This is a genomic window from Pseudarthrobacter sp. CC12 (assembly GCF_039907755.1).
GTDB classification, from domain to species: domain Bacteria; phylum Actinomycetota; class Actinomycetes; order Actinomycetales; family Micrococcaceae; genus Arthrobacter; species Arthrobacter niigatensis.
In genome coordinates, this window is the sequence record NZ_JARDJH010000004.1 from 121,047 (window position 1) to 136,312 (window position 15,266).

At 67.4% G+C, this 15,266-nt stretch carries 17 protein-coding genes; 9 read left to right on the plus strand and 8 right to left on the minus strand.

What is annotated here, in order from left to right:
* Positions 1-14: 14 nt before the first annotated feature.
* The 3 genes from PV772_RS04995 to pdhA are packed head-to-tail and all read right to left on the minus strand — an operon-like array spanning position 15 to position 3,567.
* Positions 15-1,391 carry a dihydrolipoamide acetyltransferase family protein gene (locus PV772_RS04995; RefSeq protein WP_347885522.1) on the minus strand — a complete coding sequence of 459 codons (1,377 nt, stop codon included), beginning with the start codon at positions 1,389-1,391 and terminating at the stop codon, positions 15-17.
* Entirely contained in the window at positions 1,388-2,398 is a 1,011-nt protein-coding gene (locus PV772_RS05000) for an alpha-ketoacid dehydrogenase subunit beta (protein WP_347885523.1), read from the minus strand. Before PV772_RS05000 ends, PV772_RS04995 begins: the two co-directional genes overlap by 4 nt.
* Complete coding sequence (gene pdhA / locus PV772_RS05005) at positions 2,398-3,567, minus strand: pyruvate dehydrogenase (acetyl-transferring) E1 component subunit alpha (RefSeq protein ID WP_347885524.1); 1,170 nt, start codon at positions 3,565-3,567, stop codon at positions 2,398-2,400. Before pdhA ends, PV772_RS05000 begins: the two co-directional genes overlap by 1 nt.
* Before the next feature lie 193 nt (positions 3,568-3,760).
* Between pdhA and PV772_RS05010 the strand changes: the two genes are divergently transcribed.
* The 4 genes from PV772_RS05010 (at position 3,761) to PV772_RS05025 (ending at position 6,138) form a co-directional block, all read left to right on the plus strand.
* Positions 3,761-4,234, plus strand: a complete 474-nt coding sequence (locus PV772_RS05010; protein WP_141161016.1) for an Lrp/AsnC family transcriptional regulator — start codon at positions 3,761-3,763, stop codon at positions 4,232-4,234.
* A 134-nt stretch (positions 4,235-4,368) separates the two neighbouring features.
* Positions 4,369-4,950, plus strand: coding sequence for a hypothetical protein (locus tag PV772_RS05015; protein WP_307359949.1), 582 nt, complete (start codon positions 4,369-4,371; stop codon positions 4,948-4,950).
* Positions 4,951-5,096: 146 nt separating this feature from the next.
* Positions 5,097-5,501: a DUF4383 domain-containing protein gene (locus PV772_RS05020; RefSeq protein WP_141161017.1), complete on the plus strand. Its 405-nt coding sequence runs from the start codon at positions 5,097-5,099 to the stop codon at positions 5,499-5,501.
* 16 nt (positions 5,502-5,517) lie between these two features.
* The gene (locus PV772_RS05025; RefSeq protein ID WP_246839735.1) at positions 5,518-6,138 is read left to right on the plus strand and encodes a hypothetical protein; all 621 of its coding nucleotides are present in this window, start codon (positions 5,518-5,520) and stop codon (positions 6,136-6,138) included.
* A 137-nt stretch (positions 6,139-6,275) separates the two neighbouring features.
* Here PV772_RS05025 and PV772_RS05030 read toward each other — a convergent pair whose 3' ends face one another.
* Together PV772_RS05030 and PV772_RS05035 are read right to left on the minus strand one after the other, a co-directional pair.
* On the minus strand, positions 6,276-7,892 hold the full coding sequence (locus tag PV772_RS05030) for a sodium/solute symporter (RefSeq protein WP_141161019.1): 1,617 nt from the start codon (positions 7,890-7,892) through the stop codon (positions 6,276-6,278).
* The gene (locus PV772_RS05035; protein ID WP_141161020.1) at positions 7,889-8,269 is read right to left on the minus strand and encodes a DUF485 domain-containing protein; all 381 of its coding nucleotides are present in this window, start codon (positions 8,267-8,269) and stop codon (positions 7,889-7,891) included. The genes PV772_RS05030 and PV772_RS05035 overlap by 4 nt, the downstream gene beginning before the upstream one ends.
* Before the next feature lie 211 nt (positions 8,270-8,480).
* On the opposite strand from PV772_RS05035, the gene PV772_RS05040 reads away from it, so the two are divergent.
* The 5 genes from PV772_RS05040 to PV772_RS05060 are packed head-to-tail and all read left to right on the plus strand — an operon-like array spanning position 8,481 to position 12,961.
* Positions 8,481-9,662, plus strand: coding sequence for a histidine kinase (locus PV772_RS05040; protein WP_347885525.1), 1,182 nt, complete (start codon positions 8,481-8,483; stop codon positions 9,660-9,662).
* A gap of 32 nt (positions 9,663-9,694) precedes the next feature.
* Positions 9,695-10,411 carry a LytTR family DNA-binding domain-containing protein gene (locus PV772_RS05045; protein WP_347885526.1) on the plus strand — a complete coding sequence of 239 codons (717 nt, stop codon included), beginning with the start codon at positions 9,695-9,697 and terminating at the stop codon, positions 10,409-10,411.
* Positions 10,408-10,779, plus strand: a complete 372-nt coding sequence (locus PV772_RS05050) for a DUF485 domain-containing protein (RefSeq protein ID WP_141161023.1) — start codon at positions 10,408-10,410, stop codon at positions 10,777-10,779. Before PV772_RS05045 ends, PV772_RS05050 begins: the two co-directional genes overlap by 4 nt.
* A 7-nt stretch (positions 10,780-10,786) precedes the next feature.
* Positions 10,787-12,253: a cation acetate symporter gene (locus PV772_RS05055; RefSeq protein ID WP_141161639.1), complete on the plus strand. Its 1,467-nt coding sequence runs from the start codon at positions 10,787-10,789 to the stop codon at positions 12,251-12,253.
* Between the two features lie 18 nt (positions 12,254-12,271).
* Positions 12,272-12,961: a hypothetical protein gene (locus PV772_RS05060; protein ID WP_347885527.1), complete on the plus strand. Its 690-nt coding sequence runs from the start codon at positions 12,272-12,274 to the stop codon at positions 12,959-12,961.
* 22 nt (positions 12,962-12,983) lie between these two features.
* Here PV772_RS05060 and PV772_RS05065 read toward each other — a convergent pair whose 3' ends face one another.
* The 3 genes from PV772_RS05065 to frr all read right to left on the minus strand — a co-directional run bounded on the left by PV772_RS05065 (position 12,984) and on the right by frr (position 15,181).
* Positions 12,984-13,568, minus strand: a complete 585-nt coding sequence (locus PV772_RS05065; RefSeq protein WP_141183311.1) for a DivIVA domain-containing protein — start codon at positions 13,566-13,568, stop codon at positions 12,984-12,986.
* Between the two features lie 135 nt (positions 13,569-13,703).
* Positions 13,704-14,624 (minus strand): phosphatidate cytidylyltransferase, encoded by a 921-nt coding sequence (locus tag PV772_RS05070; protein WP_307359935.1) that lies wholly within the window; start codon positions 14,622-14,624, stop codon positions 13,704-13,706.
* On the minus strand, positions 14,624-15,181 hold the full coding sequence (gene frr, locus PV772_RS05075) for a ribosome recycling factor (RefSeq protein ID WP_141161026.1): 558 nt from the start codon (positions 15,179-15,181) through the stop codon (positions 14,624-14,626). Before frr ends, PV772_RS05070 begins: the two co-directional genes overlap by 1 nt.
* Positions 15,182-15,266: the final 85 nt, after the last annotated feature.

Consider the following 15,266-nt stretch of genomic DNA (forward strand, 5'->3'; position numbering starts at 1 on the left):
TGGTGCGGACTCCGCTAGACCATGGTGAGTACCATGCCGGGTTCGGCCAGCATGGCTCCCACGTCCGCCAGGAACCGGGAACCCTGCTCCCCATCCACCAGGCGGTGGTCAAAGGACAGGCTCAGCGTGACCACCTGGCGCAGCGCCACCTCGCCCCGGTATTCCCATGGCATGGTCCGGACCGCTCCGAGGCCAAGGATCGCTGCCTCTCCCGGGTTGAGGATAGGGGTACCGGCGTCGATGCCGAAGACGCCGATATTGGTGATGGAGATTGTGCCGCCGGACAGGTCACCCGGCGTGGTCTTGCCCGCCCGTGCGGCGTCGGCGAGCGCCGTGAGCTCCTGCGCCAGCCGCGGGAAGGGCAGGGCGTGGGCGTCCTTGATATTGGGAACCATTAGCCCGCGCGGTGTGGCGGCGGCGATGCCCAGGTTCACGTAGTTGAAGGTGACGATCTCCTGGTTTTCTTCGTCCCAGCGGGAGTTCAGCGCCGGATTCCGCCCCAGGGCGATCAGTACGGCTTTGGCGGCCAGCGTCAACGGGGTCAGCTTGATTCCCGAGAATTCCCGGCTGGTCTTGAGCTTGGCCAGGAGATCAAGGCTCGGTGTGACGTCCACGGTCAGGAACTCCGTGGCATGGGGCGCGGTGAAGGCGCTCTGCACCATGGCGGCAGCGGTGTGCTTACGCACCCCCTTGATGGGCGTCCGGGTTTCCCGCTCCCCCGTCCCGGCTCCAGCTGAAGACGATTCCCGCCGCTGCTGCGGGACAGGTTCCGCGGCGTGGCCGGAAAACTCCTGCACGTCCTCCCGCGTGATCAGTCCGCCGGGACCGGTCCCCGGAACCCGTGCGAGGTCCAGCCCCAGGTCCTTGGCCAGTTTGCGGACAGGAGGCGTGGACCGGGGACGTTCGGCTCGCCCGCTGTCAGCGGGCGGCGTTTCAGCAGGACCGGTTGCGACAGGCTTGGGTTCGGCAGGCCCAACCACTGGGGCAAACGTCCGCGCCCGGCGCGTGGGGCGGCCGGAACCTTCGACGACGGCCCCGTACCCCACGAGGTTAGGTTCCCGTTTCGGCGTCTCCGCCACGGTCTCCCCGGACCCCGTGCCCGCGGCGCCGGACGACGCCGAAGGTGGGGCGCCGGCGTCGTCCGCCACCTCAAAGGAGACAATCGGCTTGCCCACCTCCACGACCGAACCGGGCTGTTCGTGAAGTTCCTTGATGACCCCGGCGAACGGCGAGGGAAGCTCCACCACGGCCTTGGCGGTTTCCACTTCGGCGATGACCTGGTTCAGGCTGACGGTGTCGCCAACGTCCACTTTCCAGCTAAGGATTTCGGATTCTGTGAGTCCCTCGCCCAGGTCCGGGAGACGGAATTCCTTGATCATGGTGGCGCTCATCCTTCCAGTCCACTCAGGGAATTGGGACGTCCCAGGGCGCGGTCCACGCCGTCCAGGATGCGGTCCAGGCCCGGCAGGTGATGCATTTCCAACTTGGAATACGGATAGGGAATGTCGAAGCCCGTGACGCGCACCGGGGCCGCCTCGAGGTGGTAGAAGCACCGCTCGGTGATGCTGGCCGCCACTTCCGCGCCGAGCCCGCCGGACTGCCCTGCCTCGTGCGTGACCACCAGGCGCCCGGTCTTCCGCACGGACGCCACCACGGGTTCGTAGTCCACAGGCGCCAGCGAGCGCAGGTCGATGACCTGGATCGATATGCCCTCGTCAGCGGCGGCGGAAGCGGCGTCGAGCGCGGTCTTCACGAGCGGACCATAAGCCACCAGGGTGACGTCCGTCCCGTCGGTGAGCAACCGCGCCTTGCCCATGGGCTCGGCGGACTGCAGTCCGGCGGCCTCGTCCACGTCCCCCTTGTCGTGGTAGCGGCGCTTGGGCTCGAAGTACAGGACGGGGTCGTCGCAGGCGATGGCCTGCTGGATCACCGTGTACGCGTCCTGCGGGTTGGAAACAGTGACCACGCGCAACCCGGACGTGTGCGTGAAATAGGCTTCGGGAGATTCGGAATGGTGTTCGGGCGAGCCGATGCCGCCGCCGAAGGGCACCCGGATGGTGATGGGCATCTTCACGGCACCCCGGGTTCGGTAGTGGAGCTTGGCCACCTGGCTGACGATCTGGTCGAAGGCGGGGTAGATAAAACCGTCGAACTGGATTTCCACCACGGGACGGTAGCCGCGGTAGGCCAGGCCGACGGCGGTTCCCACGATGGCGGATTCGGCCAGCGGGGTGTCCACCACGCGGTGTTTGCCGAAATCCTTCTGCAGGCCGTCCGTCACCCGGAAGACGCCGCCCAGGGTGCCGATGTCTTCACCGAGGAGCACCACCTTGGAGTCGTCCTCGAGCGATTTGCGCAGCCCGGCGTTAATGGCACGGGCAAAGGTCAACTGGGTCATCAGCGGACACCTTCTTCTTGGACGGCTCCTGCGGGATCACCGAAGGAGGCCAAATACCTTGCATAGTGGTCCTGCTGGCGTTCCAGCCAGGAATTGGGCGTGCTGTAAACGTGCTTGAAGATGTCCATGGGCTGGGGCTCCGGCATGGTGGTGCATCCACGGCGCATCTGCGCTGCGACGGTGTCGGCTTTGTCCTTGACCTGCTGCTGCAGTTCCCCGGTCAGCAGCCCCTTCCGCTCCAGCAGGCCGGCCAGCCGGGAAATGGGGTCCTTGGCGGCCCAGTCCTCCAGCTCGTTGGCGTCACGGTAACGGGTGGGATCATCGGCGGTGGTGTGCGGGCCCATGCGGTAGGTGACGGCCTCGATGAAGGTGGGGCCGCCGCCGCGGCGCGCCCGGTCCAGGGCCAGCCGTGTGGCAGCCATGACCGCCAGGACGTCATTGCCGTCCACCCGGAGGCTGGGGATGCCGAATCCGGCGGCCCGGTCCGCGAGCTGGATGTGCGACTGCAGGCGCACGGGCTCGGAGATTGCCCAGTGGTTATTGGTGCAGAAGAACACCACCGGGACCTGGAAGCTGGCCGCGAACACCATGGCCTCGTTGACGTCGCCCTCGCTGGTGGCACCGTCGCCAAAGTATGTGACGGCCACGGCGTCGGCACCGTCGTTCTGGATGCCCATGGCGTAGCCCGTGGCGTGCAGGGTCTGGGCACCGATGATGATCTGCGGGGTGGCCATGTTGATGCTGTACGGATCCCAGCCGCCGGAGGCGTTGCCGCGCCAGACCCGCAGGAGGTCCGTCAGGTCCACGCCGCGGCAGTAGGCCACGCCGTTCTCCCGGTAGCTGGAGAACACGAAATCGTCGGTGCGCAGTGACCGCCCGGAGCCGATCTGGGCTGCTTCCTGCCCCAGGAGTGGCGGCCAAAGGGCAAGCTCACCCTGGCGCTGCAGCGCCGTGGCCTCAACATCGATCCGCCGGATGACGGTCATGTCCTCGAAGAGGGAGCACAGTTGGTCATCCGTAATGTCCCTGACCCAGAAATCGAACTCAGGATGGCTGATCCGCTCACCGGCCGGGGTGATCAGCTGGAGGAACTCCGGCCCGGCTGCACCAGGATTTCCTGCGCTTTCGGGGGTACTTGCGCCGCTATGGCCCGTTTGGTCTGTAGACATGATTGCCGCAACCTTCGAACGTCGTTGACCTGTGGTTTTGGGGCTTTTGGCTCCGGCTGCCACCGGCCTTCCGGGCGTCATTGCCCCAGATACTGTGACCCTACTCACAACAGCCAGGAGGTACAACCACCGCCGCCATTTCTGAGCAAAGTGCCCTGTCACGCTCCGCTCCACCGTGCTAGCGTTGCGCATTATGCGAGCTTTGGATGGCACTGACACCCGCCTGCTGGCGGCGTTGGCGCAGGACCCCCGCCGGACCGTGGTGGCCCTCGCCCAGAAGCTGGGCCTGTCCCGCAATACCGTCCAGGCGCGCATGGCCCAGCTGGAAAAGAAGCACGTCTTCCTGTCCTTCGAGCGGCGCCTCAACCCGGCAGCCCTGGGCTATCCGCTCATGGCCTTCATCTCGGTCCACGTGCAGCAGCAGAAACTCGGGCGGCTGGCGGAGGAAATCGCCGCCATCCCCGAGGTCCTGGAAGGCTACGGGCTGACGGGTTCGGCAGACCTGCTGCTGCGCGTGGTGGCCAAAGACGCTGAGGACCTTTTCCGCATCAACGGCAAGATCCTGGCCTGCGACGGCGTGGAGCGGGCGGATACGGCCCTTGCCATGGGCGAGTTGATCCCCTTCCGGGTGCAGCCGCTGCTGGACCGGGGCTCCGAAGCCGGATAGCGGCAGCGTCCGGACGCAGCTACCGGCACGACGCCGGCAGGCAGGGTTATAGGCTGGTCCAGTCATGCGCCGGGCCGGGAGGGTCCGGCCACTTCGCCGGCGCCGCAGCGCCTGTTCGACGAAAGGCTCCCCCTTTGAGCAGTTCCCACGGTCCGGGCAGTTCCCACGGTCCGGGCAGTCCCGAGGATCCGTACCGGCAGGGCCAAGAGGGCTTCACCCCACAGGGGTTGCCCCCGATGCCGGCCCGGCCGGCGCCGTTCGGCCTCCCGGGGGAACCACCACCGCCGAGGAGCCGCAGGAGGCTATGGATCATCCTGGGGAGCATTGGCGGGGTGCTGCTCCTGGTGATCCTCGGCGTCGTGATCCTGGTGAATGTGGTGGGCAGTGCCACCAACCAGGCCCGGGGCCTGGCCGACGATTTCACCAAAAAGGTGATTGCCGGCGATACCTCGGGCGCCTACGACCAATACCTCGACCCTGCCTTGCAGAAGCAGCTTTCCAAGGAGGCTTTCATCTCCGGCGTGCAGAGCCTGGAAATGGACAGTTCCTGCAAGCCCGCCTACACCGACCTCAAAGTGGCCACCGAGAACGGCGTCAAATCGGCCGAGGTGGTGGGCCAGATCAGCTGCACCGGCAAGAAAGTGGACCTCGCCTACCGGTTCCAGGGCACTGACAGGCTGCTGATGACCAACATCAAGCTTCGGCCCGCGGCCTAGGCAGGTCCAGCCGGCGGAAAAATGGAAAGGGTACTGACCTTTCCACCCATCCGCCCCCGGCAATGATCCGAATCGCTTCCGAGGGCCCCACCCGGGGGCCATATCCGGCGGGACAATCCACCCGCCCTGAAGGAAGGATTCGGGTCATGCGAAATTCACCCAACCGCCTCGTCGCCTCCGCTTTCGGAGCCGTCTACCTGCTGGTGGGCCTCTTGGGCTTCGCCGTTACGTCCGGGGTCGGTTTCGCGGCCACCGAGGGCGCGAACCTCATCATTTTCGAGGTGAACCCGCTGCACAACGTGATCCACCTGGCCATCGGCGCCGCACTGCTCTTCGCCGGGCTCCGCGGGGTTGACAGCGCACGCACCGTGAACGCCGCCGTCGGCGCCGTCTACCTCCTGGTCGGCATCGTGGGGCTGTTCCTGCTGGATTCGCCGCTGAACATCATCGCCCTGAACGGTGCCGACAACGTCCTCCACCTCGCCAGCGCCGTGCTCCTCCTCGGCGTGGGCCTGTCCCTGGACAAGTCGCCGGCCGCTGCCCGCGCCTAGCATGGCACGGTCCGGCATGGTTTCGCTCCGGCCCACCGCACCGCGCGCCCACCCGGTGGTGGTGCAGTCCACGGCGCCCCGGGCGGACTCTCTGGTCCGCCTGGTCACCGGGTTCGCCGGCTTCGGCGCAGGCTCGGTCAACCTGGCCATCTCCTCCAGCTTCCTCGCAGGAGGCGCTTCTGGACCGGCAGCGCTCCTTGCGGGCGTGGCGGCCTGCCTCTGGGGCGCCGGGCTGCTGGCCGGGACCGTGGCCTTCCTGGCCAAGGACCGGCTGGCCGGCAACAGGTGGGCGCGGTACGCCCTGGCCGGTGCGGCCGCCACCCACGTGGCCGCCATAGCCTTCCCCATCTCCGCCACCTCCCGGCTCAGCCTGACGCAGCTTTCGGCGCTGCTGCTGACGCTGATGATCATCGCCTCGCTCGGGTGGCTCCAGCGGCACAGCACCCCGGCGGACGGGACGCCGCAGCCAGCAGGGGTCGGCATGCGCCCCGGCAGGCTCTTGCTGGCAGCGTTCGCCGGGGCGGTGCTGGTGGCAGGCATTACGACGCCGGGCCTCGCCGCCTCGACGGCGGGACAGTACGCCGTGCCACACGGTGAACACGGGAACCTGGCACCGGGCGGCCACCACCATCCCTGATCGGCCACCGGAAAACACACCGGGTCCGTCCCAACGAAAGAGCCTCCGTGCCGCATCCGCGGCAGGAGGCTCTTCACGTTGCGCCGGAACAGTCGCGGCGCTGGTTGTTGTGGTCCCGGTTTCAGGGGTGGCCCGGTTTAGTGGTCCACAGCCTTTTCGGCACCGATGCCGGTCAGGGAGCGGACCTCCATCTCTGCCTGCTTGGCAGGATCCTCCCGCCGCTTGTCCAGGGTGGTGCCCAGCCAGCCCAGGAAGAAGGCCAGCGGGATGGACACGATGCCGGGGTTGCTCAGCGGGAAGAGGGCGAAGTTGGCACCCGGGATCATCGAGGTCTTCAGTCCCGAAACCACCGGGGAGAACACGATGAGCAGGATGGCCGAAGCCAGGCCGCCATACATGCTCCACACCGCGCCCTGGGTGGTGAACTTCCGCCAGAACAGTGAGTAGATGATGGTAGGCAGGTTCGCCGACGCAGCGACGGCAAAGGCCAGCGCCACCAGGAAGGCCACGTTCTGGCCGTTGGCGAAGATGCCGCCCAGGATGGCCAGGATGCCGATGACCACCACGGTGCGCCGGGCCACCCGGACTTCCGTGGCGGCGTCGGCCTTGCCCTTGGCGATGACGTTGGCGTAGATGTCATGCGCAAAGGATGCTGCGGCAGTGATGGTCAGACCGGCCACCACCGCCAGGATGGTGGCGAACGCCACCGCGGAGATGAAGCCGAGCAGCAGCGGCCCGCCAAGGTGGAAGGCCAGCAGAGGTGCGGCAGCGTTGACACCGCCCGGTGCGGATTTGATGGTGTCCGCGCCCACCAGGGCAGCTGCGCCGTAGCCCAGCACCAGGGTGAACAGGTAGAACAGGCCGATCAGCCAGATGGACCAGACCACGGACTTGCGGGCTTCCTTGGCCGTGGGCACGGTGTAGAAGCGCATCAGCACGTGCGGGAGGGCTGCCGTGCCCAGGACCAGCGCCAGGCCCAGGGACATGAAGTCCAGCTTGGAGGTTTCGGTCTTCCCGTACTGCAGGCCCGGGTTGAGGACTGCGGGATTGTTGGCGGTTTCGACGGCGCCGCCCAGCAGGGCCGAGAGGTTGAAGCCGTAAATGGCCAGGACCCAGAGGGTCATCACGGCGGCGCCGGCGATCAGCAGCATGGCCTTGATGATCTGGACCCAGGTGGTGCCCTTCATGCCGCCGATCAGGACGTACATGATCATGAGGGCGCCGACGACGATGATCACCAGGGCCTGTCCGCCCCAGTCGCTGATGCCCAGCAGGAGGGAGATGAGGCTTCCTGCGCCGGCCATCTGGGCCAGCAGGTAGAAGAAGCAGACCGCGAGGGTGGAAATGGCGGCCGCGATCCGGACCGGGCGCTGCTTGAGCCGGAAGGACAGCACGTCCGCCATGGTGAATTTGCCGGTGTTGCGCAACAGCTCAGCCACCAGCAGCAATGCCACCAGCCAGGCGACCAGGAAGCCGATTGAGTACATAAAGCCGTCGTAGCCGTTGATGGCGATGGCGCCGGTGATGCCCAGGAAGGATGCCGCGGACAGGTAGTCGCCTGCGATGGCGGTGCCGTTCTGCGACCCGGTGAACGAGCGCCCGGCGGCATAGTAGTCGGCGGCGGTCTTGTTGTTCCTGCTGGCACGCAGCACGATCACCATGGTCACGGCCACGAACAGGCCGAAGATGCCCATGTTCAGCAGGGTGGTGTCCTTGAGCGCGGCGACATCCACCGCAGCGGGAATTGCGATCATTTGTTGGCTCCGCCCACTCGGTTTGGGTTCTTGTCGAATTCGTGGCCCTCGATCTCGTGCCTGATCTCCGTGGCAATGGGGTCCAGCCGCTTGTTGGAGTAGTGCACGTACCAGCCGGTAATCGCGAACGTGGAGATGAACTGGAGCAGGCCCAGGATCAGACCGACGTTGATGTTGCCCCAGACCTTGGTGGACATGAAGCCCACCGCATAGTCCGCGAGCAGGACGTAGGCGAAGTACCACAGCAGGAAGGCCACTGCCATGGGGAAGACAAAGCTGCGGTGACGCTTGCGCAGTTCCTGGAACTGCCCGGTCGACTGGACCTGCTCGAAGTCCACGGACGCCGCTGCGTCCGGAGTATGGGCATCATTACCCATCGTTCCTCCTCATTGAGTTGCCGGAACACACCGGGCGGAGGGCCCCGGACTGCCGGACAGGTACCTGGCCGGCAGCACCACGGGGGGCACCGCAGATGTGACACCAATCACTGTGCCGCCCGGCAGTGGCCCTGTTCCAGCACTTGGCCGCCCGCCGTCGCTCAACGGCTGCGATGCTGCGGCAAGCGGCACCCGCGCTACGCTGGGCACCATGCCGGACTCCCCCCTCCTTACCGCCGCGGCCGTTGCGGTGATCGCCATGGCCATTGCCGTCGTGGTCGGCGTGGGCCTGAAGGTGCTCCGCTCCTTCCGGGAATTGGGCACCGACGCAGAGCGCGCCACGTACCACACGCTCCACGCCGCCTCCCAGGCCGGGCAGCACCTGAGGCGCGGCCTGAACCCCGCCGGCGCCGCGAAAGCCAGCCGCCAGCTGCGGACCCTCCTCGCCTGCGAAGCCTTGGCGATCACCGACACCTCCGGCGTCCTGGCCTGGGACGGGGGTGCCGAGGACATCCGGCCGCGCCTGATGGAACTCGCAGCGGATGTCCTGGCCTCCGGGCGGACAGCAGTGCTCTCCGCCGGCACGGAGGGAACCGGCGGCCACCTTTCCGGCGTCATCGCCCCGGTACGCGCCGGCACCCGGGTGGTGGGCGCGCTGGCAGCCTTCGCACCGTCCGCCGGGGCAGGCCTGGTCAGGGCAACCGGGGAAGTGGCCGACTGGGTGGCGGTCCAGGTGGAGCTCGCCGAGCTGGACGCCTCCCGGACGCTCCTGATGGAAGCGGAAGTCCGGGCGCTGCGGGCCCAGATCAGCCCGCACTTCATCTACAACTCGCTTAACGCCATCGCCTCCTTCATCAACACCGATCCGGAACGGGCCAGGGAGCTGGTGGTGGAATTCGCGGATTTCACCCGCTACTCCTTCCGGCGGCATGGCGACTTCACCACCCTCGCCGAGGAGCTCCGCTGCATTGACCGCTACCTGCTCCTGGAGCGGGCCCGGTTCGGCGAGCGCGTCCAGGTCAGCCTCCGGGTAGCGCCGGAAGTGCTGGGCACCGTCATTCCGTTCCTCAGCCTGCAGCCGCTGGTTGAAAACGCCGTCCGGCACGGGCTCGAGGCCAAGGAAGGGCCGGGGCACATCACCATCACGGCGGAGGACGCGGGAGCGTTCGCCGAGGTCACCATCGAGGACGACGGCGTGGGGATGGATCCTGAGCAGCTGAGGTCCGTGCTGGCGGGCCATACCGACGGGGACCACGTGGGGCTGCGGAACGTGGATGCGCGCCTGCGCCAGGTGTACGGCAACGACCACGGGCTGGTGGTGGAAACGGCGCCGGGCGAGGGAACGCTGATCACCATGCGGGTGCCGAAGTCCCAGCCGGGGCATGATGCGTAAGGCCGGCCTGCCGCTGGACGTAACCTAGGAGAATGATAAACGTCCTCGTCGTTGATGATGAGCTGCCCGCCGTTGAGGAGCTGGCCTTCCTGCTGGGCAGGGATGAGCGCATCGGCAAGGTCCTGCGGGCCACGTCCGGCGCAGAGGCGCTCACGGCCCTGTCCGGCGGCAGCATCGACGCTGTTTTCCTGGACATCCACATGCCTGCGGTCTCGGGCCTGGACATCGCCGCCGCCATCGCACGGAGCAGCAGTCCGCCGGCGGTAGTTTTTGTCACCGCCGACGAGGACCACGCCCTGGCCGCGTTTGAACTTGCCGCCGTGGATTACCTGCTCAAGCCGGTGCGTGCGGAGCGCCTCGCGCGTTCGGTTGGGCGGATCTGCGAGCTGCGGGAGGGCGGAGCGGCGCCGGAGATGATCACGGTGGACCAAGGCGGGACCACCAGGATGATCCGGCGCGACGACGTCACCTATGTGCAGGCCCAGGGCGACTACGCCCGGCTGCACACAGCCGACGCAAGCTACCTCATCCGGGTGCCGCTGGCTGACCTGGAACAGCAATGGGCGGACGCCGGCTTCATCCGCACGCACCGCTCCTACCTGGTGGCACTCAAACACGTGTCCTCCATGAAGCTGGCCGCCGACGGGCCGCGCGTCACGGTGGCCGGCGCCGGGCTGCCCATCAGCCGGCGGCACCTGCCCATTGTGCGGGAGAAGCTGGAGGCAACCAGGATCAGGCCGCACACATGACCCGGGTCCGGGTTACGGCCCCCAGCGCAGCTGCCCGCACCGCTGTCCATGGTGCCCCGCGTCCGTTTGAGTCGCGGGAAGCCGCGCAGGATTCCGAAGTAGGCCAGGTGTTCGTCCGGTCGCTGATCAGGTCCCAGCTGCGGCTGGCCCTGGTGGTGGCGGCCGGCTTCCTGCTGATCCTGGCGGCGTTCCCGCTCACTTTGGTGCTGGTTCCCGGCCTGGCGGACACCACCATCGCCGGCATCCCGTTCGGCTGGCTGCTGCTGGGCGTGGGAATCTACCCGGTGATCGGGTTGGGCGCCTGGCTCTATGTCAGGACCGCGGCGCGCAATGAGGCGCGCTACCGGGACCTGGCCGGGGACCAGTGACGCGGCCGTGAATGCCGGCATCGCCATCACTGCCGTCACGGTGGTGTCCCTCGCCACGGCCATCATCGGGTTCTACGGGCTGCGCATCTCGCGCACCACCGGGGATTTCTACGTGGCGTCCAGGACCGTGCGGCCCTGGTGGAATGCCTCGGCGATCGGCGGCGAGTACCTCTCTGCGGCCAGCTTCCTTGGCGTCGCCGGGCTGATCCTGGTGTCCGGGACCGACGCGCTGTGGTTCCCGGTGGGCTACACCGCCGGCTACCTCATGCTGCTGCTCTTCGTCGCCGCCCCGCTGCGCCGGTCCGGCGCCTACACCATCCCTGACTTCACCGAGTCCAGGCTCGCCTCCCGGACAGTCCGCCGGGTCACCAGCCTGGTGGTGGTGATGGTGGGGTGGCTGTACATCGTGCCGCAGCTGCACGGTGCGGCCCTGACCATCCATATCGCCACAGGGCTGCCCAACTGGGTGGGTTCGCTGGCCGTCGTGGTGGTGGTATGCCTCACGGTGGTGGCGGGCGGCATGCGCTCCATCACCTTTGTCCAGGCGTTCCAGTACTGGCTTAAGTTGACGGCGCTGGCCGTGCCCATCCTGTTCATCATTTTCGTGCTGGCCGGCCAGGGAGCCGAACCCGAGTCCGCTCCCGCGGTGAACCCCACGGGCGCGGCACCCGCGGGGCTCTACCAGAACGTGTCCCTGCTGGTGGCGCTGCTCTTCGGCACCCTGGGGCTGCCGCACGTGCTGGTCCGGTTCTACACCAATCCGGACGGCCATTCGGCCCGGCGGACCACCCTGATCGTCCTTGGACTGCTGTCCGTGTTCTATCTCTTCCCCACGGCGTTCGGGCTGGTGGCCAGGATGTTTGCCCCCGATCTTGCCCGTTCCGGGCAGCCGGACGCCATGGTCCTGCGGCTGCCCGGTGAACTCATTGGCGGGGTGGCGGGCGACCTGCTCTCGGCCCTGGTGGTGGCCGGGGCCTTCGCAGCGTTCCTGTCCACCACCTCCGGCCTGGTGGTGTCCCTGGCAGGGGTCATCAGCCAGGATGTCCTGGGCGGCAGCGTCCGCGGGTTCCGGCTCGCCGCCGTCATCTCCGCCGTCGTCCCGCTTGGCTTTGCCTTCATGACCGGCTCCCTGGCCCTGGCGGGCAGTGTGGGCCTGGTCTTCGCCTTCACGGCGTCCACGGTCTGCCCCGTGTTGCTGCTCGGCATCTGGTGGCGGGGCCTGACCGACGCCGGAGCCATTGCCGGCATGGTGACCGGCGGGGTGCTGTGCGGCGGGGCGATGATCGCCGGCGCACTGTCGGGATCCGGCCCGACGCCGCCCTGGCTGGCGCAGCCTGCGGCCTGGAGCGTCCCGGCCGCATTCGCCGTGACGGTCATCGTGTCCCGGGCCACTTCGCACCGGATTCCCGGGACCATGCCGCGCATCATGACGCGGCTGCACACCCCGGAGCGGCCGCTGGCAACGGAGCGGTGACCGGGGGACAATAGCGCCATGTCCATGGAGGACGGCGGTGCCTCCCACCAGCAAAGCGGGGTCCCTCCCTCCGTGCGCGCCCAGTTGCTCGCCACGGAACACTGGGGCCTGCTGGCGTCGCGCAGTACGGCCCAGGGCGAGGTCCTGACCCGCATCAGCATGTTCCTGACGTTCACCTCGGCCAGCATTGTCAGCGTGGCCCTGGTAGGGCAGGCCACCGGCTTTTCGGATGCATTCGTCCTGCTGGCAGTCGTGGTCCTGCTCATCGACACGGCGATCGGGCTGCTGACCCAGCTCCGGGTGATGAACGTGGCCCACGAGGACCTGATGTACGTGACGGCCATGAACAGGCTGCGTGCTGCCTACGTGGACCTGGATCCGGGCGTGGCGCCTTATCTGATGGCCGCGTACCACGACGACGAGGCCGGTTCGAGGCAGACCTACTACTTCTTTGGCAACCGCGGCTCCTTCAGCCACGTCGCGGGCAGCAGCATGATCTTCATGACGACGGCGAACGCCGCCCTGATTGCCATCGTTGCCGGGTTGTTGGTCACCCTGGCCGGGGCGGGGACATCAGGCGGGCTCATCGTCGGGGCGCTGTGCGGACTGGCATTCCTGGCAGTGTCCGCTGTTCGCGGGTACCGGAGCTACCAGGAGGTGTGGCGCCGCTTCACGCCGCTCTCCCCCACCCCGCCGGACGGGGACTGAGGCCCCTCCCGCAGCAGCCCCGTCAGTCGATGGCTGCCATCAGCTCGACAACGCGGTCCAGGAACGCGTCCACCTGCGATTCCTCGTATCCTTCCCGGCCCACGGCCGGGCGGAAGACTGCACGGCGCACACTGTCCACGCTCAGCGGCTTGTCCTGTTCGAGGTAGGCGATGAGTTCGCGGCACAGCCGGTCGACGTCGTCGGTGTTGTAGCTGCGCGCCCTGTTCTTGCTGGGCCGGCGGAAGCGGTCTCCGTCGGGCCGGTGCAGGCGTCCGCGGAGGATGCCGGACAGGCTGCCGATTTCCCGCAGCCAGGCCTCTTCCCCCTGCGCCGCGATCAGCTCGTCACGCTCCCGGCGGGCAAACGCGTCCTCGAGCCGGTCCAGTGCGGCGTCCACCACGGCGGCGGAGTAGCCGCCCTTGACGGGGTCGAAGGACACCGCCCGCACGTCGGCGCTGTTGACGGGCTCGGTGGCTGACTCGGGAGTTTCCAGGGAGATCCGTGCCCGCTGCAGGAATTGGTCCACCTGCCGGGCGTTGTACCCGTACTCGCTGCGCTGCACGCGCTCAAAGGACGCAGGGATCTGCCGATGAATGTCCAATGCCACTTCGATTCCTTCAATGCTCTTCAGCCGGTAGTGCTTCCGCACCAGTTTAGGGTGCCGGGACCAGCGCGGCCGCGGGTCCCCCGTTGTGTGTCATTTCCGGCTTTGGGCGCCGGAAGGGTGATGCGCCGGAGGGGGTTATGCGCCGGCCACTATGCCGTACAGGATGAAGGCCACCGGCGAGGCGAAAACGATGGAGTCCAGCCGGTCCATCACTCCACCGTGCCCGGGCAGGATGCTGCTCATGTCCTTGACTCCCAGCTCACGCTTGACCATGGACTCGGCGAGGTCGCCGGCGGTGGACGCTGCCACGGTTCCTACGGCCAGGACCGCACCCACCCACCACGGCTTGTCCAGTACGAAGATGGCGGCCAGGACGCCAATCAGCATGGCACCCGCCACCGACCCTGCGAAGCCCTCCCAGGACTTCTTGGGGCTGATCTTCGGTGCCATCGGGTGCTTCCCGAGGGATGCGCCCACCAGGTAGCCAAAGGTGTCGTTGGAGACCACCAGCAGCAGCATGACGGCGATCTCCCACGCCCCGAGGGGGGCCAGGCCGCCGGGCCACAGCCCCAGCGGGGTGGTGCCGGCCGCGTGCAGCGGCAGTGCCGCGAAGCTGATGAAGAACGGGACCCACCCCAGCGTGAACACGCCGGCGAAGATGCTGTTGGCCGAGCCGGCGGCACTTTCGATCGACCGCCACAACAGCACGGCCACTGCACTGAGCAGCAGGGCGAACAGCTGGCTCTCGATGCCGCCAAAATAGGCGGCGAACGGCATGGCCAGTGTGCCGGTCATGACCGGCACAATGGGCATCCTGGTGCCGTTGGCCTCCAGCGCCCGATAGATCTCCCATACGCCAAAGACCGCGAAGGCCGTGACGATGGCTACGAAGGCCAGCGGGACGAACAGCAGGCCGCCCAGCACGGCGATGAGCATGGACAGGCCCACCACGACGGCGGCCGGCAGGTTCCGCCCGGCCTTTGGCGTCGGGTTGCTCCTGGGCTGCTTCCCCCGTGTGCGCGCCCGTGGTGCGGGGGCCTGATCTGCCTGGCCCATCAGACTTCGAGCAGCTCTGCTTCCTTGCGCTTGAGCAGCTCGTCGATGCCGTCCACGTGGGCCTTGGTGAGGCTGTCCAGTTCTTTTTCGGCGCGGTTGCCTTCGTCCTCGCCGGCCTCGCCGTCCTTGACCAGGCGGTCAAGGGTTTCCTTGGCTTTGCGGCGGATGTTGCGGATGGAGATCTTGGCGTCCTCGCCCTTGGTCTTGACGATCTTCACGTATTCCTTGCGGCGTTCCTTGGTCAGCTCAGGGATGGTGATCCTGATGACGTTGCCGTCGTTGGACGGGTTGGCACCGACCTCGGAATCGCTCAAGGCGCGTTCGATGTCCCGCATGGCGGTCTTGTCGAACGGAGTGATGAGGATGGTGCGGGCGTCCGGGATGGCGAACGAGGCCAGCTGCTGCAGCGGCGTGGGCGAGCCGTAGTAGTCCACCAGGACCTTGTTGTAGAGGCCGGGGTTTGCGCGGCCGGTGCGGACGGCGGCGAAGTCTTCCTTGGCTACCTCTACCGCCTTGTCCATCTTTTCTTCGGCTTCGAGCAAGGTTTCTTCGATCACGGTCTCTCCTGACGGTTCTGGTGCAGTCCGGGGAGCCGGTTCCCTGCACTCACGTGGTTCTATGTTGCCGTTTCCGTCCCCGCCC

What these genes read in the sequence shown, in the direction of transcription:
- PV772_RS04995 (WP_347885522.1), bottom strand. Translation starts at nt 1,391, where the DNA reads ATGAGCGCCACCATGATCAAGGAATTCCGTCTCCCGGACCTGGGCGAG.
- PV772_RS05000 (WP_347885523.1), bottom strand. Translation starts at nt 2,398, where the DNA reads ATGACCCAGTTGACCTTTGCCCGTGCCATTAACGCCGGGCTGCGCAAA.
- pdhA (WP_347885524.1), bottom strand. Translation starts at nt 3,567, where the DNA reads ATGTCTACAGACCAAACGGGCCATAGCGGCGCAAGTACCCCCGAAAGC.
- PV772_RS05010 (WP_141161016.1), top strand. Translation starts at nt 3,761, where the DNA reads ATGCGAGCTTTGGATGGCACTGACACCCGCCTGCTGGCGGCGTTGGCG.
- PV772_RS05020 (WP_141161017.1), top strand. Translation starts at nt 5,097, where the DNA reads ATGCGAAATTCACCCAACCGCCTCGTCGCCTCCGCTTTCGGAGCCGTC.
- PV772_RS05025 (WP_246839735.1), top strand. Translation starts at nt 5,518, where the DNA reads ATGGTTTCGCTCCGGCCCACCGCACCGCGCGCCCACCCGGTGGTGGTG.
- PV772_RS05030 (WP_141161019.1), bottom strand. Translation starts at nt 7,892, where the DNA reads ATGATCGCAATTCCCGCTGCGGTGGATGTCGCCGCGCTCAAGGACACC.
- PV772_RS05035 (WP_141161020.1), bottom strand. Translation starts at nt 8,269, where the DNA reads ATGGGTAATGATGCCCATACTCCGGACGCAGCGGCGTCCGTGGACTTC.
- PV772_RS05040 (WP_347885525.1), top strand. Translation starts at nt 8,481, where the DNA reads ATGCCGGACTCCCCCCTCCTTACCGCCGCGGCCGTTGCGGTGATCGCC.
- PV772_RS05045 (WP_347885526.1), top strand. Translation starts at nt 9,695, where the DNA reads ATGATAAACGTCCTCGTCGTTGATGATGAGCTGCCCGCCGTTGAGGAG.
- PV772_RS05050 (WP_141161023.1), top strand. Translation starts at nt 10,408, where the DNA reads ATGACCCGGGTCCGGGTTACGGCCCCCAGCGCAGCTGCCCGCACCGCT.
- PV772_RS05060 (WP_347885527.1), top strand. Translation starts at nt 12,272, where the DNA reads ATGTCCATGGAGGACGGCGGTGCCTCCCACCAGCAAAGCGGGGTCCCT.
- PV772_RS05070 (WP_307359935.1), bottom strand. Translation starts at nt 14,624, where the DNA reads ATGGGCCAGGCAGATCAGGCCCCCGCACCACGGGCGCGCACACGGGGG.